The sequence below is a fragment of the Bacillus gaemokensis genome, from assembly GCF_001590835.1.
Lineage (GTDB): Bacteria > Bacillota > Bacilli > Bacillales > Bacillaceae_G > Bacillus_A > Bacillus_A gaemokensis.
The window spans coordinates 111,228-130,258 of the sequence record NZ_LTAQ01000070.1 but is presented as its reverse complement, the minus strand read 5'-3'; the positions used below and the strand labels follow the sequence as shown (position 1 = coordinate 130,258).

Annotated in this window: 19 protein-coding genes and 1 pseudogene; 16 read left to right on the top strand and 4 right to left on the bottom strand. The window is 34.7% G+C overall.

Going from position 1 to position 19,031, the window contains the following annotated elements:
- Positions 1 to 20 precede the first annotated feature (20 nt).
- The 10 genes from AZF08_RS27810 (at position 21) to AZF08_RS27765 (ending at position 10,459) form a co-directional block, all read left to right on the top strand.
- The gene (locus tag AZF08_RS27810) at positions 21 to 674 is read left to right on the top strand and encodes a TetR/AcrR family transcriptional regulator (RefSeq protein ID WP_033677453.1); all 654 of its coding nucleotides are present in this window, start codon (positions 21 to 23) and stop codon (positions 672 to 674) included.
- 4 nt (positions 675 to 678) lie between these two features.
- Positions 679 to 1,647, top strand: coding sequence for a YbgA family protein (locus AZF08_RS27805; RefSeq protein WP_033677455.1), 969 nt, complete (start codon positions 679 to 681; stop codon positions 1,645 to 1,647).
- Between the two features lie 213 nt (positions 1,648 to 1,860).
- Positions 1,861 to 3,006, top strand: coding sequence for an acyl-CoA dehydrogenase (locus tag AZF08_RS27800; protein WP_033677457.1), 1,146 nt, complete (start codon positions 1,861 to 1,863; stop codon positions 3,004 to 3,006).
- 14 nt (positions 3,007 to 3,020) lie between these two features.
- Complete coding sequence (locus AZF08_RS27795; RefSeq protein WP_033677459.1) at positions 3,021 to 4,358, top strand: acetyl-CoA carboxylase biotin carboxylase subunit; 1,338 nt, start codon at positions 3,021 to 3,023, stop codon at positions 4,356 to 4,358.
- 27 nt (positions 4,359 to 4,385) lie between these two features.
- Positions 4,386 to 4,601 carry an acetyl-CoA carboxylase biotin carboxyl carrier protein subunit gene (locus AZF08_RS27790; protein ID WP_033677460.1) on the top strand — a complete coding sequence of 72 codons (216 nt, stop codon included), beginning with the start codon at positions 4,386 to 4,388 and terminating at the stop codon, positions 4,599 to 4,601.
- Between the two features lie 22 nt (positions 4,602 to 4,623).
- Entirely contained in the window at positions 4,624 to 5,535 is a 912-nt protein-coding gene (locus AZF08_RS27785; RefSeq protein WP_033677462.1) for a hydroxymethylglutaryl-CoA lyase, read from the top strand.
- Between the two features lie 4 nt (positions 5,536 to 5,539).
- Positions 5,540 to 6,328, top strand: coding sequence for an enoyl-CoA hydratase (locus AZF08_RS27780; RefSeq protein ID WP_033677464.1), 789 nt, complete (start codon positions 5,540 to 5,542; stop codon positions 6,326 to 6,328).
- A 2-nt stretch (positions 6,329 to 6,330) separates the two neighbouring features.
- Positions 6,331 to 7,872: an acyl-CoA carboxylase subunit beta gene (locus AZF08_RS27775; protein WP_033677466.1), complete on the top strand. Its 1,542-nt coding sequence runs from the start codon at positions 6,331 to 6,333 to the stop codon at positions 7,870 to 7,872.
- 48 nt (positions 7,873 to 7,920) lie between these two features.
- Entirely contained in the window at positions 7,921 to 9,861 is a 1,941-nt protein-coding gene (locus AZF08_RS27770; RefSeq protein WP_033677468.1) for an AMP-binding protein, read from the top strand.
- A 160-nt stretch (positions 9,862 to 10,021) separates the two neighbouring features.
- Positions 10,022 to 10,459, top strand: a complete 438-nt coding sequence (locus AZF08_RS27765; protein ID WP_200875235.1) for a hypothetical protein — start codon at positions 10,022 to 10,024, stop codon at positions 10,457 to 10,459.
- A gap of 377 nt (positions 10,460 to 10,836) precedes the next feature.
- Here the strand turns inward: AZF08_RS27765 and AZF08_RS27760 are convergent, their stop codons facing one another.
- Positions 10,837 to 11,514 carry an ArsR/SmtB family transcription factor gene (locus AZF08_RS27760; protein WP_033677469.1) on the bottom strand — a complete coding sequence of 226 codons (678 nt, stop codon included), beginning with the start codon at positions 11,512 to 11,514 and terminating at the stop codon, positions 10,837 to 10,839.
- Between the two features lie 94 nt (positions 11,515 to 11,608).
- On the opposite strand from AZF08_RS27760, the gene AZF08_RS27755 reads away from it, so the two are divergent.
- From AZF08_RS27755 to AZF08_RS27735, 5 genes and pseudogenes are all read left to right on the top strand, one after another.
- Positions 11,609 to 12,220 (top strand): flavin reductase family protein, encoded by a 612-nt coding sequence (locus AZF08_RS27755; RefSeq protein ID WP_033677472.1) that lies wholly within the window; start codon positions 11,609 to 11,611, stop codon positions 12,218 to 12,220.
- Positions 12,221 to 12,258: 38 nt separating this feature from the next.
- On the top strand, positions 12,259 to 12,807 hold the full coding sequence (locus AZF08_RS27750) for a GNAT family N-acetyltransferase (RefSeq protein ID WP_033677474.1): 549 nt from the start codon (positions 12,259 to 12,261) through the stop codon (positions 12,805 to 12,807).
- Positions 12,808 to 12,859: 52 nt separating this feature from the next.
- Positions 12,860 to 13,087 (top strand): annotated as a pseudogene (locus AZF08_RS27745) (alpha/beta hydrolase); the annotation flags it as partial.
- A 16-nt stretch (positions 13,088 to 13,103) separates the two neighbouring features.
- Positions 13,104 to 13,589 carry a DinB family protein gene (locus AZF08_RS27740; protein ID WP_033677477.1) on the top strand — a complete coding sequence of 162 codons (486 nt, stop codon included), beginning with the start codon at positions 13,104 to 13,106 and terminating at the stop codon, positions 13,587 to 13,589.
- Between the two features lie 14 nt (positions 13,590 to 13,603).
- On the top strand, positions 13,604 to 14,143 hold the full coding sequence (locus AZF08_RS27735; RefSeq protein WP_407639518.1) for an AAA family ATPase: 540 nt from the start codon (positions 13,604 to 13,606) through the stop codon (positions 14,141 to 14,143).
- 137 nt (positions 14,144 to 14,280) lie between these two features.
- Here AZF08_RS27735 and AZF08_RS27730 read toward each other — a convergent pair whose 3' ends face one another.
- Positions 14,281 to 15,294, bottom strand: coding sequence for a D-alanyl-D-alanine carboxypeptidase family protein (locus tag AZF08_RS27730; RefSeq protein WP_033677481.1), 1,014 nt, complete (start codon positions 15,292 to 15,294; stop codon positions 14,281 to 14,283).
- Positions 15,295 to 16,211: 917 nt separating this feature from the next.
- Here AZF08_RS27730 and AZF08_RS27725 point away from each other — a divergent pair.
- A complete protein-coding gene (locus tag AZF08_RS27725) occupies positions 16,212 to 16,613 on the top strand; it encodes a YncE family protein (RefSeq protein WP_033677512.1) in 402 nt (133 codons plus the stop codon).
- Between the two features lie 526 nt (positions 16,614 to 17,139).
- Here AZF08_RS27725 and AZF08_RS27720 read toward each other — a convergent pair.
- Positions 17,140 to 18,297, bottom strand: coding sequence for a sensor histidine kinase (locus AZF08_RS27720; protein WP_033677483.1), 1,158 nt, complete (start codon positions 18,295 to 18,297; stop codon positions 17,140 to 17,142).
- The gene (locus AZF08_RS27715; RefSeq protein WP_033677485.1) at positions 18,287 to 18,982 is read right to left on the bottom strand and encodes a response regulator transcription factor; all 696 of its coding nucleotides are present in this window, start codon (positions 18,980 to 18,982) and stop codon (positions 18,287 to 18,289) included. Before AZF08_RS27715 ends, AZF08_RS27720 begins: the two co-directional genes overlap by 11 nt.
- Positions 18,983 to 19,031 lie beyond the last annotated feature (49 nt).

Below are 19,031 nucleotides of genomic sequence, written 5' to 3'. Positions count from 1 at the left end.
ATAAAAAAGGAGCTCTATGAATGAAGAAAGATTGGCTAGAAGAGTTGCTTGCTAGGGCGGATACAGGTAAACGTAATGAACGTCAGATGCGTATATTAGAAGCTGCAGTTGATATGTTTGGAGAAAAAGGATATGCGTCAACTTCAACAAGTGAAATTGCAAAGCAGGCTGGTGTAGCGGAAGGAACAATCTTCCGCTACTATAAAACGAAAAAAGATTTATTATTCGCGGTTGTCATGCCAACTTTGACAAAATTGGTTGCACCGTTTTTTGTACAAGCTTTTGCAAAAGAAATACTGGAAAATACGTATGAAACGTATGAAGAATTTTTAAGAAAAGCAATTCAAAATCGATTTGAATTTGCAAAAAAGCATTTTCCAATGTTAAAAATTTTAATACAAGAAGTACCATTTCAACCAGAATTAAAAAATGAAATACAACAATTAGTAGAAAAAGAACTTTTTTCACGCTTTAAAAAATTAATTATATATTTTCAAGAAAAAGGACAAATTATTGAAATGCCTACACCTTCTGTTTTACGATTTACTTTATCTGCTATACTTGGACTAATTTTAACCCGTTTTTTACTGTTACCTGAAGCAAAATGGGATGATGAAGTGGAAATTGAAAATACAATTCAATTTATATTGTATGGATTAACACCTCGGAGGTAATAAGATGCGACAATTTGCTAAGCCAACCGTTGTTGTAAGTAAATGTCTAGAATTTGAGGCTTGTCGTTATAATGGAGATATGATTCATGATACTACGATTCGAAATTTGAAACCGCTTGTTACATTTATTCCGGTTTGTCCTGAAGTAGAAATTGGTTTAGATATTCCACGTGAAACAGTACGTATTGTCGAGAAAGATGGTATTCACAAGCTAATTCAGCCCTCGACAAAAGAAGATATGACTGAGAAAATGAAGCAGTTTTCCGATCAATTTCTAAGTGCATTACCGGACGTTGATGGTTTTATTTTAAAGAATCGTTCTCCAAGTTGCGGAACTAGGGACGTGAAAATTTATAGTGGATATGAGAGGGCGCCAGTAAAGGGGAAAGGTGCTGGTCTATTTGGTAGCGCTGTATTAAAAAATTTTTCGCAGGCTGCAATAGAAGAGGAAGGTAGATTGTCGAATTTTATTATTCGGGAACATTTCTTCACAAGACTGTTTACAACCGCGCATTTTAAAACCATTAAACATAAGAAAAGTTTGAAAGAACTTGTATCTTTTCAATCGGACCATAAATATTTATTTATGGCATATAATCAGATGAAACAAAAAGAATTAGGACGAATTATTGCTAATCATGGAAAAGATAATCTTGAAAGTATTTTTGAAAACTATGAGAAAACTTTATATGAATTATTGAATCGGACACCTCGCTATACATCAAATATAAATGTGTGTCAGCATATTTTTGGTTACTTTAAAAACGATTTGAAGCAGCAAGAAAAGGAGCATTTTTTAACGCTTCTTCAAAAGTATGCAGAGAAGAAAATGCCACTTAGTAATTTGCTTGTCGTATTAAAATCATGGGCCCTTCGTTTTGAAGAGCACTATTTATTACGGCAAACATATTTTGAACCTTACCCAGAAGCATTGATAGAGATCTCGGATTCAGGAAAAGGAAGAGATTATTAAATAGAATAATACATAATTCGACAAAAAAACTCCTACGTTGTTGTAGAACAATGTAGGAATTTTTTTGTGCATGAGTACAGAATCTGTTTTAAAATTAAATTATGACAGAATTATAACAATTATCTAACTAATATTCTTGTCTTTGAAAAGCAATGTTTGTAGTACAGACTCGCACGCTGTCGAAACTCAATATTCGATAAGGGGTGTGGCGGAATGGAATTTACTCTAACTCGCGAAAAACAAATGATTAAAGAAATGGTACGTGACTTTGCTGAAAAGGAAATCGCACCAAAGGCTGTTTATTATGACAAAACTGCAGAATTCCCATATGAAACATTTCAAAAAATGGGCGAACTAGGTTTGTTAGGGATACCATTCCCAGAAGAGTATGGAGGTTCTGGCGGCGATACTTTATCTTATGCGTTAGCTGTTGAAGAAATCGGTCGTGCTTGTGGCGGTACAGGTTTAAGTTATGCTGCAACAATTTCATTAGGTGCTTCGCCGATTTATTACTTTGGTACAGAAGAACAAAAGAAAAAGTACTTAGTTCCGATGGCATCGGGAAAAACATTAGGCGCTTTTGGTTTAACTGAACCGAATGCCGGATCTGACGCAGGTGGCACGCAAACAAAAGCATTTTTAGATGGTGATGAGTATGTCATTAGTGGTGAGAAGTGTTGGATTACAAATGCAGAGTATGCAAATACAATTATTGTAACCGCTATCAATGGTGTCGAAGAAAATGGAAAAAAACGTATTTCTGCATTTATTGTGCCAACGAATAGTGAAGGATTAACGATTTCAAGTCCATACGATAAGATGGGTGTTCGTGCCTCTAATACTTGTGAAATTGTACTTGATAGCGTTCGTGTACCGAAAGAGAATATACTTGGCGATGTAAATAAAGGATTTAAACAGTTTTTATATACACTTGATGGAGGTCGTATTTCAATCGCTGCATTAGCTGTAGGAATTGCGCAATCTGCATTTGAGCGTGCACTTCAATATGCAAAAGAACGTCAGCAATTTGGAAAAACGATTTCTAATTTCCAAGCGATTCAATTTAAATTGGCAGACATGGCTACTGAAGTGGAATTGGCGCGTAATTTGGTACATAAAGCAGCTTGGTTAAAAGATCATGATAAGCCTTTCGGTAAAGAAGCGGCTATGGCAAAACTGTTTGCATCTGAAGCGGCAAGTCGTATTGCGAATCAGGCGGTGCAAATTCATGGTGGATATGGTTATATGCGTGAATATGAAGTTGAGCGTCATATTCGTGATGCAAAACTTTTAGAAATTGGTGAAGGAACTTCTGAAATTCAACGTCTCGTAATCGCAAGACATTTAGGGTGTAGATAAAAGGAGGGCTCACTATGTTTCAAAAAATATTGATTGCTAATCGCGGTGAAATCGCAGTTCGTATTATTAAAACTTGTCAAAAACTTGGGATTCGTACAGTTGCTATATATTCAGAGGCTGATGAAAATGCGCTTCATGTAAAATTAGCAAACGAGGCTTATGTAGTAGGTGGTCCTCGGGTACAAGAAAGTTATCTAAATCTCGAAAAAATTATAGAAATTGCTAAAAAAACGAATGTCGAAGCAATTCATCCGGGATATGGATTGTTATCAGAAAATCCTTCTTTCGCAGTGCGTTGTAAGGAAGAAGGTATTGTATTTATCGGTCCTTCTGAAGAAATCATTGCTAAGATGGGTAGTAAAATTGAATCGCGTCTGGCAATGCAAGAAGCAAATGTTCCCGTTGTACCAGGAATCACAACAAATATTGAGACTGCTGAAGAAGCAATTGAAATAGCAAAACAAATTGGCTACCCATTAATGCTGAAGGCATCCGCTGGTGGCGGAGGCATTGGAATGCAATTGATGGAAACTGAGCAAACGCTCACCAAGGCATTTGAGAGCAATAAAACACGTGCGCAAAATTTCTTTGGTAATGGTGAAATGTATTTAGAGCGTTATATTGCAGATGCACATCATATCGAAATTCAACTTCTTGCAGATACACATGGGAATACGGTGTATTTATGGGAACGTGAATGCTCTGTACAACGCCGCAATCAAAAAGTAATCGAAGAAGCACCGTCTCCATTTTTGGATGAAGAAACACGTAAAGCGATGGGAGAAGTTGCTGTACAAGCCGCAAAATCTCTTGGCTACACAAATGCAGGTACAGTTGAGTTTCTTGTGGATGATAAGAAAAACTTCTACTTCTTAGAAATGAATACAAGATTACAAGTAGAACATCCTGTTACGGAAGAAATCACGGGACTAGATCTTGTTGAACAACAATTACTCATTGCTTCTGGCGAGAAACTTTCCTTTACACAGGATGATGTAAAGCGTAGTGGTCATGCCATTGAAGCACGTATTTATGCGGAAGATCCAAAAACATTTTTCCCTTCTCCAGGGAAAATTACAGGGCTAACTTTACCAGAAGCAGTGCGTATGGACCATTTTTTAGAAAACAATATAACAATTACACCTTTTTATGATCCTATGATTGCAAAAGTGATTGCTCATGGTGAAACCCGTGAAGAAGCAATTCGAAAGTTACAGGATGCACTTCAAGAACTAAAAGTAGAAGGGATTAAAACAAATACTCCAATGTTACTGCAAGTGTTAGAAGATGAAGTGTTTCAAAGTGGTATTTATACGACAGGATTTGTAACAAAACAACTTGTGAAAAAATAAGGTTTATGAATATTAAAGGGGGAAAAAATGATGACAAAAGTGTATGCATCGATGGCAGGTAATGTTTGGAAAATTGTGGTGGGAGTAGGAGATACAGTAGAAGAAGAGCAGGATGTCGTCATTTTGGAATCTATGAAAATGGAAATTCCAATCATTTCAGAAGAAACTGGAACAGTTATGAAAATAAATGTGCAAGAGGGCGATTTTGTTAATGAAGGAGATGTATTAGTAGAGATTGAATAGGGAGAAGAAGGGGTGAAATGTATTGAAGCTACCAACTTTTGCTGTCATTAAAGAAGTAGGCCCACGCGATGGTTTACAAAATGAAAAGAAAATTGTTGGCACAAAAGATAAAATACAATGGATTCAATTACTTTCAGAAGCTGGATTATCATATATTGAAGTATCCTCTTTCGTTCACCCAAAATGGGTTCCTGCTTTAGCCGATGCAAGCGATGTATTTACAGAGCTAAAGCGGAAACCAGAGATTACATATGCAGCGCTTGTTCCAAATCAAAACGGTTTGGAGCGAGCTCTTTTGCAAGATGTAGATGAGGTGAACGTGTTTCTATCAGCGAGTGCATCACATAATAAAAGTAACATCAATAAATCTACTACGGAAGCATTAGCTGTTATTCAAGATATTACAAAGCAAGCACAGTTTGCAGGTAAAAGAGTAAGAGGTTATGTGTCTACTGTATTTGGTTGTCCTTATGAGGGAGATGTAAGTATTGATGCTGTAGACGAGTTATGTAATCAACTATTCTCATATGGTATTTATGAAGTATCACTAGGGGATACGATTGGTGTTGCAAATCCACTGCAAGTAGAACGTGTATTAGAACGTTTACTAAAAAAATACGATTCTACTCAATTTGCAATGCATTTTCATAATACGTACGGTATGGCTCTTGCGAATGTTGTTCAATCGTTAGAGTACGGTGTTACTACATTTGATAGCTCTTGTGGCGGTCTTGGTGGTTGTCCATATGCACCAGGAGCATCCGGGAATGTTGCAACGGATGATTTAGTGTATATGCTCCATAAACTAGGCGTACAAACAAATGTAAATGAAGAAAAGTTATTAAAAGCGAGTCAATTTATTCAAAGTAAATTAAATATCCAATTACCAAGTCACGTGTATCGAGCACTGCAACATAAAACAATAAGTAGGTGATCAAATGCTACAATTACAAAACATTTCAGTTGATTACGTAACACCGCATATCGTAAAACTAACATTAAATCGTGAACGACAAGCAAACTCGTTATCTCTTGCACTATTAGAAGAATTGCAATCCACATTAAGTCACTTAAATGAAGAGGCTGATGTACGCGTTATTATTTTAACAGGGGCTGGCGAAAAAGTATTTTGTGCCGGGGCAGATTTAAAAGAACGTGCCAATATGAATGAGGAACAAGTGCGTCATGCTGTTGGAATGATTCGTTCTACAATGAATATGGTGGAGCAATTGTCACAACCTGTTATTGCTGCAATAAATGGAATTGCACTTGGTGGTGGTACCGAATTAAGCTTAGCATGTGATTTTAGAATTGCAGCAGAAACAGCAAGCCTTGGACTTACTGAAACGTCTCTTGCTATTATTCCAGGAGCTGGTGGCACACAGCGCCTTCCACGACTAGTTGGTGTCGGCAGAGCAAAAGAATTAATTTACACAGCGAGACGTGTTTCAGCACTTGAAGCAAAGGAATACGGGATGGTTGAGTATGTTGTATCAGCTGAATCGCTCGAAGAAAAGGCGATAGAGATCGCAGAGAGAATTGCTAGTAATGGTCCAGTTGCCGTCCGATTAGCGAAACAAGCAATTTCAAATGGTATACAAGTAGATTTACATACCGGATTACAAATGGAAAAGCAAGCGTATGAAGGTGTTATTCATACAACAGATCGATTAGAAGGATTACAAGCATTCCAGGAAAAACGCAAGCCGATGTATAAGGGGGAGTAAATGTGTTAGAACAAAAACAACAATCGAATTCATTTGAAGAACGCGTTGAAACAATTAAACAAGGCGGCGCACCGAAATACCATGAGCAGAATAAGGAAAAAGGAAAAATCTTTGTTAGAGATCGCTTAGCACTTCTATTTGATAATGGTGAATATGTAGAAGATGCCTTATTTGCAAATTGTGAACAAACAGGTTTACCAGCAGATGGTGTTATAACTGCCACTGGTAAAGTACATGGACGTACTGTATGTGTTATGGCAAATGATTCAACAGTTAAAGCAGGATCTTGGGGCTCACGTACAGTTGAAAAAATTTTACGAATCCAAGAAACAGCTGAAAAATTACGTGTACCACTTTTTTATCTTGTTGACTCTGCTGGGGCACGTATTACCGATCAAGTTGAAATGTTCCCAGGGCGCCGCGGTGCAGGGCGTATTTTCTATAACCAAGTGAAGTTATCAGGTAAAGTGCCACAAATCTGTTTATTATTTGGCCCATCGGCAGCTGGGGGCGCTTATATTCCTGCTTTCTGTGACGTTGTCATGATGGTTGAAGGAAATGCTTCCATGTACCTAGGGTCTCCGCGCATGGCTGAAATGGTCATCGGTGAAAAAGTAACACTTGAAGAAATGGGCGGTGCTCGCATGCATTGTTCGGTATCAGGATGCGGGGATGTGTTATGTAAGACAGAAGAAGATGCAATCGCTCAGGCAAGACAATATATTTCGTATTTTCCAAGTAACTATCAAGAACATGCTCCTACGAATATGCCTCAAGAACCAAAGCAGTTCGAAAAAACATTAGAACAAATTATTCCAGAAAATCAAAATGCACCTTTTAATATGAAAGATCTTATTAATCGTATTATTGATGAAGGCTCCTTCTTTGAAGTGAAAAAATTATTTGCACAAGAACTCATCACAGGATTAGGACGAATCGACGGAAAACCTGTTGGTATTGTTGCAAATCAGCCGCGTATGAAAGGCGGCGTATTATTCCATGATTCTGCTGATAAAGCAGCTAAATTTATTAATTTATGTGACGCTTATCATATTCCATTATTATTCCTTGCTGATGTACCTGGATTTATGATTGGAACAAAAGTTGAGCGAGCTGGTATTATTCGCCATGGTGCGAAAATGATTTCTGCTATGAGTGAAGCGACAGTACCGAAAATTTCAATTGTTGTACGCAAAGCATATGGAGCCGGCTTATATGCAATGGCAGGTCCAGCATTCGAACCAGATTGCTGCTTAGCATTGCCTACAGCTTCCATTGCTGTAATGGGACCAGAAGCTGCTGTCAATGCCGTATATGCAAATAAAATTGCAGCGTTGCCGGAAGAAGAGCGTGCAAGCTTCATTGCAGAAAAACGTGAAGAGTATAAAAAAGATATAGACATTTATCGTCTGGCATCAGAAATGGTGATTGATGGTATTGTTCATCCAAATGATTTACGTGAAGAGCTAAAGAAACGATTTGAAATGTATATGAGTAAATATCAAGTGTTTACAGATCGAAAACATCCAGTTTATCCAGTGTAAAAGCCCTATTCAGGGCTTTCTTGTTCGAAAAATGAGGAGGGGAAAACAGTGAAACAAGCCGTTTGGTTTCCAACAGAAGAATATAAAGATAAAACACGTTTATATGGGTGGATGAAATCGCTTGGCTATGAAGATTATGAAGCGTTTTATGAGAAATCGATTGAAGAAACTGCATGGTTTTGGGGAGAAGCAGAACGGGCAGTTGGCTATCAATGGATGAAACCATATACAGAGGTATTAGATTTAGAAAATGGCACGCCATTTGCACAGTGGTATACAGGGGGAACGTGCAATGTAGTAGAATCCGCTTTATCTCGTTGGCTTGCAGACGAAGAGACAAAAACACAACCTGCTCTCATGTATGAAGGTGAAAATGGTACGACAAAATCATTTACATATGAAGAGGTTGATAGCTGGGTAAGCCGCGTTGCAAATGGATTAAAACATTCTGGTATTGAGAAAGGTGATCGCGTAACCATTTATATGCCAATGATTCCTGAGACAGTAGTTGCTATGTTGGCAGTAATGAAAATTGGTGCGATTATTTCTCCGATCTTCTCAGGCTTCGCATCTGATGCAGTTATGACACGTGTACAAGCTGCAGGTTCAAAAATGATTATTACAGCTGATGGATTCGCGCGTCGCGGTAAAATCGTCTCTTTGAAAGATGAAGTAGATAAAGCGTGTGAACATTGCCCATCTGTTGAGAAAGTTGTTATTGTTCGTCATTCTGGAAATGATTTTACGCCGCATAACTATGATCTTTCATGGAATGCCCTTGAAAAGGAAAAGCCATTTACTCATGCTGAAGAGATGAAAAGTGATGATCCTCTGATGCTCATTTATACATCAGGGACTACCGGAAAGCCGAAAGGAACGGTACACACACATGCTGGATTTCCGTTGAAGGCTGCATTTGATGCTGGATTCGGCATGAACATAAAACAAGGTGACCGTGTATTATGGGTTACTGACATGGGCTGGATGATGGGACCATTTTTACTATTCGGTTCTCTTATTAATGGGGCAACAATGGTAATGTATGAAGGTGTTCCAGATTATCCAGATGCTGATCGTTTATGGGAAACAGTCGATCAGTATCAAATTACTCATCTTGGAATTTCACCAACATTAATTCGGGCATTGATGGCGAAAGGGGATGAGTATGTAAAGAAACATTCTCTAGAAAGTTTAGAGGTGTTTGCATCAACGGGAGAACCTTGGAATCCAGATCCTTGGATGTGGCTCTTTGAAACAGTTGGAAAAGGGAAGGTGCCAATTTGTAATTATTCAGGTGGAACAGAAATTTCTGGTGGGATTTTTGGAAATGTTTTAATTAAACCAATTGCACCCATTAGTTTCAATGCATCCTTACCTGGGATGGCAGCTGTCGTTTTAGATGAAAATGGGATTCCAATTCGAGATGAAGTTGGGGAACTATGTTTAGAAAAGCCGTGGGTTGGAATGACGAAAAGCTTCTGGGAAGATGATGAACGGTATGTAAATACGTATTGGTCGCGTTTCGAAGACAAGTGGGTACATGGTGATTGGGTCATTTATGATGGTGAACAATATGTTATCACAGGGCGTTCTGATGATACATTAAATATTGCTGGAAAGCGTATTGGACCAGCTGAATATGAATCAATTCTTGTAAAGCATCATCATGTAATAGAAGCGGCAGCAATCGGTGTACCTGATGATGTCAAAGGGGAAGTTTGTCACTGTTTTGTTGTTCTGCGAGAAGGAACAATCTTTACAACAGAACTCAAAAAAGAGTTAATGAATTTAGTAAATTCTCATATTGGAAAAGCATTATGTCCAAAAGATGTTCACGTTGTAGAAGATCTGCCAAAAACCCGTAATTCTAAAGTAATGCGGCGAGTGATTAAAGCAGCATATTTAGGGAAAGAATTAGGGGATTTATCCTCATTAGTAAATCCAGAAGTGGTTTCTTATATTCAAGAATTACAATCTAGACAAATATAAAAATAAAAAATGAGCTCTTTATAAAAAGGGCTCATTTTTTATTATTCTCATTTTAAATAGAGTATAGGACAATCGTTTGTTTTCTTACCTCTATGTATTTGTCTCTATCCCTTTATGCATTTTTACATATTTTATAGTAAAAGAATAAAGGGGTGAAATTATGAGTTGTCGTGAAGATTGGTTTGAAAAAAAGCATTCTAAATGTTGGGATCACAAAAAGCATTCTAAATGCTGGGATGATCATCATCATTCTAAGCGTTGCGATGATAAACATCATCATGATGATGATTGCTGGAAAAAGTTTCATGAATGTAAAAAAGATCGAAATGAAAAATGTGATTGTTGTTGCACAACAGGTATTTTCCAGGCACTAAGATCATTAAGAGGTAGAACTGTAGCTATTGCAATTAGAGGTGTAACAGTGTCAGTTATTGGTATTGTTGAATCAGTAAACTGTGATGTTGTTACCCTAAGAGGAGCAGGAACTGCTCGACCACTCACACTATCTATTTGTGAAATTATTGCAGTACGCGAATTAATAGTTGCTGTTAGTGAAACTCCAGCAGAGAATCTTAATGTTTTCGATATTAATAACTAGTTTTCAATGTTCAAAAGAAGCCATTTACAAAAGTGAATGGCTTCTTTTATATAGTTATTATGAATAAAGAAGTTTTGTATCCGAAATAAATTATAATGATAGAAAATTTAAATGATAAAAATCCCAATTAAAATGGGGAGTTAGTATATAGAAAAGTGTACAAGCACTCCTCTTTGTTTTACATATATTATAAGTAGAATCCATTGTTTAATGGATTCCATGACAGCTCCAGCCCCTGGCACGTAGTATATTTACCTTAGTCATATTAGATTCTATCATTTATGATTACTGGTAAGAAGTAGAACTCGCAACCTTTGTAGTATAAGGAAGCGAGTTTTCTTCTGTATATGAGAGAATCTATTTTTTTGATAGCAGCTTCATTTTATAAGAAATGTATTAAATATTTGTTGCTTTCCTAAAGGGGTTATATACACAGCTCTTGTTTGGGAGGCTTTTGTAATCCACTTTAGTTCTAGCATTCGTTCTAATATAGCATTTCCTAAGGATCCTGCTATATGATGTTGTCTTTCACTCCAGTCTAAGCAACATTTTGAAAAAAACCTTCTTTTGTTATGTAACGAATCTAAATTAATGCCGAAATTTTCGAAAAATTTCAGTCCCTTTTTTGTTACTTTAAATTGCAAATCATCTTTGATTAATATTTCATTGTGTAAAAGTGAATTTGTAATTTCAACACCTAATTTTCCAGCTAAATGGTCATAGCAAGTTCTAGCATATTGAATTTCTTTAGACTCCTTTGATTGTTTAAAGGATTGAATTGGTTCTGGAGGAGCTAAATATAGTATTTTTTCTAGCGATTCTGCAATTTCATGATTGGCTATTTTGTAATAACGATGTCTACCGTGTTTCTCAACCTCAACAATTTGTGCTTCATATAATTTATTGAGGTGAAAACTAGCTGTTTGTGGTTTGATTTTTGCTACATGTGCTAATTCAGTAGCTGGATATGGACGACCATCCAAAAGTTGAACTAGAATTGTTGCTCGTGATGTATCGCTAATAAGAGAAGCTATATGTGCTACATTTACATTCATCTGCATCACTCCTTTTTTACATCCATATTTCGATGATAATGGAAGTTTTTATGTTTTACAATACAAATACAGAAATAAGATTGGGAGTGATAATATGAATATAGAAAATAAAACATTATGCAAAGAGATAGAGCCGAAAATTTTATATTATGGAATGCCAATTTATTTGCTATCAACTTTAAATGCGGATGGGACAACAAACATTAGCCCAATGTCATCTTCATGGGCTTTGGGAAACAATATTGTTTTAGGAATAGGACTTGGAGGGAAATCCATTCAAAATCTAGAATTAAACAAGGAGTGTGTCATAAATTTACCTTCCTCATTACAATGGAAGCAGGTAGAAAAAATCGCACCATATACAGGAATAGAAAACGTTCCGAATTATAAAAAAGAAATGGGTTATACATATCAAAAAGATAAGTTTTCAATAGCTGGTTTTACATCGATTCAATCACAATCCGTAAAACCGCAGCGTATAAAAGAATGTCCATTACAAATTGAAGCAAAGGTAAAAGAAATAAGAATTCCAGAATATGCACCTTTCTTTGCCATTATTGAAACAGAAGTTGTCCATGTACATGCGCATGAAGAGATACTAAAAGGTGAAAATCATATTGATCCGCAAAAGTGGAGCCCGTTATTTTATAGTTTTAGACATTATTTTTCCATAGGAGAGGAGTTAGGGAAGAATTATCGAGCTTGACAATGAGTCATTTGAAATCTTAAAGGGAGTCAGTGAAAATGATCAAACTTGAATATTTTGAAAGAAGAGATTTTAAACAACTTATAGATTGGATTGATTCGGAAGAGTTTTTATTACAGTGGGGAGGACCAGCGTTTACATACCCATTACAGGAGAAACAATTAGAGAAGTATATAGAGAATGCAAATTATGAGAATGCAGACGTATTTGTATATAAAGTGATAGATCAAAAAATTAGAAAGGTTATAGGGCATATTTCACTTGGGAAAATCGACCGAATCAATAAATCAGCAAGAATTGGAAAGGTTTTAGTTGACGATGCAAGTTTGAGAGGGAAATCGATTGGGAAAAAGATGATGGAAGCAGTGCTCAATATTGCATTTGAACAATTATGCTTACATAAAGTTTCTCTTGGAGTATTTGATTTTAATACATCTGCTATTGCATGTTATGAAAAGGTTGGATTTGTAAAAGAAGGTTTATTGAGAGATGCAAGGAAAATGGGAGATAAGTATTGGAACTTGTGGGAGATGGGGATTTTGGAGAATGAGTGGTGTAGTTTGAAACAAAAAAATATTTTGAGCTGAAATTGATAATGAATTACATGGCATTCACTGTAGTTTTTTGAATGAAGTAAATCTTTATTGTAAATCAATAGGGAACACCCCACTTGTTATAGTTGCTGCTGGAAAAAAAGCATTTTATTCTCTTGAAGCTCAAGAAAAATGGCTACAAATGCAAAAAGAATTATTACAATTATCAAATAAACATAAATTGATAGTTGCACCCAATAGCGGTCATTATATTCAGAGAGATGAGCCTGAATATGTGATAAATGCTGCTAAATGGATAGTATCTCATATGTAAAAAGGAGCGATCTGTATTGGAAACTTTATTTCGATATAACTGGCAAGTTAGAGATGAATGGTTTGAATGGTGTAAGCAACTTTCAGAAGAAGATTTGCTCTGTAAGCGTGCTGGAGGAGTAGGAGGTATTTTGCAAACATTGTTTCATATTGTAGATGTAGAGTATAGCTGGATACGTGCCCTTCAAGGGAAAGAGGATTTTGAACTTGAATTTGAAGATTATCAAACATTAGAAAAAGTGAAGGTTCTTTCGGATTCTTTCCGGAATAAAATGGAGGCCTTTTTACAAACATGGTCCAGTAATTTGGAGAATAAAATATTAGTAGCTTCATGGACTGATGAAACGTACAAGTATGGTGAAGTTGTACGCCATGTAATTGCACATGAAATCCATCATATTGGTCAATTATCTATTTGGTCAAGAGAGCTGAATCTTCAGCCAGTGTCAGCAAACTTAATTAGAAGAGGTTTATTAGATGAAGTACGGAAATCTATTTTGTAAAAATCTATAAAGTGGTGATTGTCTTGAAAGGTACTGTACCTAGTAAAATCCATATTATTGGTTCTGTGGGAAGTGGAAAAACAACCTTAGCAAGAGTACTATCTTCTCAATTAAATATTCCTTATTATGAGCTAGATAATGTAGTTTGGAGAAGAACACAAAATGGAGATGTAAGAAATACAACTGAGGAAAGAGATGAAAAACTTTATAATATTGTACATTCAAACACTTGGATTGTTGAAGGTGCTCATCATACATGGGTGTCTCAAAGCTTCCAAAATGCAAATGTAATCATATTTTTAGATGTAAGTGTATCGAAAAGAATGATCAGAATAATCAAAAGATTCACTTTGCAGTTACTTAGACTGGAAAAGGCTAACTATAAACCTACATTTGAAATGTTTATGAAAATGTTTAAGTGGACAAACGACTTTGAGAGAAGTAGTAAAGCGGAGATCTTACATATGTTGAGGAAGCATAATGATAAATTATATATTTTAAAAGATAATACAGAAGCTGAATTATCAAGAGTAGGAATATCAAGTTTATATTAAATTATTTTGGCATATTTAAAGGGAACAAATAAAAGATATGCAGATAAATTATATTATGAAAAAGAAAAAAGAAAAGTAAGATAAACCGACTTGTTTTGAAAATACAAGTCGGTTCTTTATGTAAAAGAGGTTTTTAATTAAAAATCCTCTGAATCTTTTTTTCGTATATGTACTAATATAGAAATGAAAATGACCAGAAGCATTGTTATTGTTTGTAAAAAAAGGTTTTTAAAATGAAGTAGCGATGTCCATGATGTGACATTATCTTTGAAAGATTGAAATGCTGGAAGGTAAGTAGGCTCAAAAGCGTAATTAAATAGTCTTTTCGTTTCCATAAATGCAATATTTTCTCCATCTGTTTTCATTACAACGGAAATAAACCTTTTATTTCCTTTCTTTGCTGTTCCGATAAAGCTATAATCACCATGAGTTGAGAAACTAGTTTGTAAACCATCGACACCTTTAAATTTTATATTTTTATCAAGTGAATACAACATTTTATTTGTATTGAAAACATAAGTTTCTTTGAAGGTGAATTGATAAGAAGCCTTCCCAGCAACTTCTAATATGGTTGGATAGTCTGTTATTAAACGGCGAGCTAATTTCGAAGCATCTAAAGCTGTTATTTGAGAATTTTTCTCTTGTTTATTTGTTATTCCAGTTGCATTTGCAAAATATGTTTCTTTAGATAATCCTAAATGTGAGGTTTTTTCATTCATTAGCTCTGTAAAATATTGTTCTTTACCTGAAACATGTTCTGCCAAAGATATGGCGGCACTATTGTCTGAAGCTAAAACCATTGCGTGAAACAAGTCACGAACTGTGATTTGGTCTGTAGGTGTTAGATCAACATCGTCTCCATCAGTTTGAACAGTATGATTACTTATCTTTACACGATCTTCCCATTGTATTGTACCGTTATGTATTTGCTCTAACACAATATATTCTGTCATTAATTTAGATAAGCTAGCTGAAGGTAGGGGAATAGCCTCATTTTTTTTATAAACAATTTCGCCTGAAGAGGCATCTATTAAAATAGCTGATGTAGCTTGAATTTTAGGTCCATTTACATAAAAATAAAAATATAAAACAATAATGGCGGTAATAATAAAAGATAAAAATAAAATCATCGTTCTTTTTAAGAATTGCATAAGCTATCCTCCTATTACATCAATATCACTATTGTAAAAATTAATATTTAATTAGGAAGAAAGAAAAGGTAAAGAATTTCTAAAGAATGTTAAGGAAATTATTAATTTTGGATAATTATGGACGGTATGGGAGGATAAAAATGTATTTTCATTCACATTTAAACATAAATAAGAGTTGGTAGTGAAGAAAAATAATTGTTTGAGATGAAAAATCTCCTTAAGTGTGGCGGAGATGAGTTAAGAATAGTTGGTATTAGCAGTAAAACAGAAAAGGATCTAATTTATAAAAGCCTAAGTTAGGTCCTTTTTTATAGGCATATTGTCATGTCCAGCAATCTTACAGTAGGTCGGGATAATATTAGATTTCTTCCTTATCTGCAGATGAAAGAAATAGCTCATAATCATTCTTTACATGTACTCCTGCATTTACTTCTGCAAAATCACTTAATGCTTTATGTATCATTTGCACCGACAAACCTCCTTGGTTAGTATGGTACATTCCTCTAGAGAATTATCAAATCATGATAAAGTAATCTATAGTCACTTATAACATAAATCATTTAACAAATAGCATTAATTATAATAATTTTTTGAAAACAGTAATGAATATTTAATTCTAATTTGATTTACAAAACTATAGAAAACTCTTAGAAAAAAAGACGACGGTAATTGGGGTGCACTTCATAATAAGTCGTCTTTTTGCTTTGAAAAGCTTATGGGGATTCTTGGGAGGTAAATGTGTTTCCTTTTATCATATAGGATATTTTTATAAATGTGATATTAATTTAGTTTTGAAATTTTTGATTGGTATTAAAGAATTTTATTCCACACATTTTTTCTATTGTATTAATATTTGTATCTTTATATATATATTGTGCATTTATTAACTATGATAAAAGATTTTTGGAGGTGAATGTATGTATAATGAAAATTTTATAAAGGGTTTTACTCTGGATGAAATTTTAATTGGTGCTGCATTAAATTCAAATTTAGTTGGACCAACATTACCACCAATTCCTCCTTTTACATTTCCAACGGGAGTAACAGGAGCAACGGGGGCAGTATTTACTAATCTTATTTACATTGCTAATGCTGGAAGTAACGATGTCTCTGTCATTAGCGGGGCGACAAATATCGTGATTGGAACCATTCCGGTTGGGATCAATCCGCTAGCTGTAGGAGTCAATCCATTTACTAATCTTATTTACGTAACGAATGGAAGCAGCAATAATGTATCCGTGATCGATGGAATAACGAATACGGCGATTGCTACCATTCCGGCTGGGGATAATCCGTTTGGTGTAGGAGCTAATCCTTAAAGAAAAATCTAAAAGTTTGGAGGTAGAGAAGGTCAATTTAGAGAAAATGAATAATGTAAAAAAGGTTAAATTCATGTTTATATCCGTAATCTTAAATGTATAAAGTATTTTTCACTTAAATGGGTCATTCTTTTTATACATAAAGCATAGAAGGGTAACCCATCATATGTTTAAACTCAATAATATTACACAAGAAAAATAGGTTTTTCTAAGTGATACGTTTAAAAAAGAAGTTGAAGACTATTTCATAGGAACACCTATGCCTGTGGAAACTTTCCTCAAAGTAAAGCGATTACACCAAGTTGTATTTAAATATTGTATATTTAGTGTTTAATAATTTTTAATGATTAGTAAGCTATTATTCTAGTTTTGTTCAAATTGAAACGAAATAAAACTACCTGTTCTAAAAAAATTAGAGAACAGATAGTTTAGTTCGTTTCATATGCATTTCATTTTAAAAATTTACTTCGGTAAATAGATAGGTGATTTTTTTTAGTATATCTTTAGTTATTGAGAAAAATACTTCTTATTGTGTATGCGGAATAAGCTTCACTGTAAAAGTTGTTTTTTCCTCATCACTATATACTTCAATTGTTCCATTATGAAGTTCCACAATGCTTTTGACAATAGCTAATCCGAGTCCAGATCCTCCTGTGTATGCCGAGCGAGACTTTTCTACTCGATAAAATCGTTCGAAAATATGAGGTAAATCAGTACTTGGGATAGGTTGCCCGTAATTTGTAATCCCGATTGCAATCATTTTGTCGTCTTGGTATGCGATAATATCAAGATATTTCCCGTCACTTCCATATGTCATTGCATTTATAATTAAATTTTCAAATACACGTACTAACTTATCTCCATCAGCAAGTACCATTAGCTTTTGAGAAGGGAAAGAAGGCCTACACTCAATATTAGCTTCTTGAAGTTGCATACGAAATTGAACACTTAGTTGTCCAAGTAGTTCAACCATATCAATAGGTACACTATTAAGGCTTAGTTCTTTATTTTGGACACGAGTATATTCAAATAAATCATTCATTAGCAGGTTTAAACGATTTACTTTATCATAAATAACTTGGATATAATGACGTAATTCCACTTCATCTCTATAATTATCATGATGAATTAAATTGACATAGCCAACAATTGATGTTAAAGGCGTTCGTAAGTCATGAGAGACGTTTGTAATGAGTTCACTTTTAGCTTGTTCGGTTCGACGTTCTTCATCAATTGAAACCTTTAATTGCTCTACAATTTGGTTGACACCGGTGGCCAAATCTTCTAAATAATCATGTTGTAAAACAGAGATTTTATGATTGAAATTTCCATTTGCAATATAACGTATTTCTTCAATCATTTGTTTGATGCAAACTTCATAATATAATTTCTTTTCATGTCGATAAAAAGTATAAACGTAAGATGAAAAAATAGAAAATAAAAATAAATAGGACAGCATGAGCGCCCAAAGTGACTCTGTTAAGCCTCTGTATTTTTCATGACCGACAATCCTTACAAACTCTGTACTTAATGCTGTTAATGTAAGGGAGCTGTCAATTACACTTGTAACAAGGCGATATATGACAATTTGGGTAATAGGCGTAAGTAAAATCGCTAATAAAAGCCAAAATACAATTTTCCATTTTGGAATGACTTTTAAGATATCAAATGTTTCATTTTTCAATTTTATAACCTACTCCCCAAACTGTATGAATCAATTTCTCTCCATTTATTTTCGTTTCAAGTTTCTCTCTGAGATTACTAATATGAACCATTACAGTTTTATTGGAACCATATCCATCTTCATCCCAAACACGTTCGAAAATTTCTTCTGAACTAAATACTCTACCAGTATTGCTAGCAAGTAAGTATAAGATATCAAATTCAATAGATGTAAGTTTAATATAATCACCGTTTACTTTAACAGTGTGATTATGTTTATGTATTTCAACTGAACGAATGTGAAGAATACCATCGTCTTTTGTTGGTGCTGCTGCATATTGAAAAGAAGATCTACGTAATAGTGCTTTTACTCTAGCGATTAGTTCTAATGGATTAAAAGGTTTAATCATGTAATCATCAGCACCTGTCATGAGACCAAGGATTTTATCCATATCTTCAGCTTTTGCGCTTAACATAAGAATAGGAACAGTATGGTTCTCTCTAACTTGTTGACAAACTTCCAATCCATTCCGTTTTGGCATCATAATATCCAATATCATAAGATCAACTTGCTGTAGAGAAAGCATATGTAATGCTTCATCACCATCATAGGCTTTATGAATCTTATAGCCTTCATTTCTTAAATAAACTGCAAGTAATTCTACAATTTCTTTATCATCATCAATAATTAAAATATTTCTTTCCATCGGATCTTTAATTCCTTTCTTTCCATGTTGTTATTACTATAATAATAAC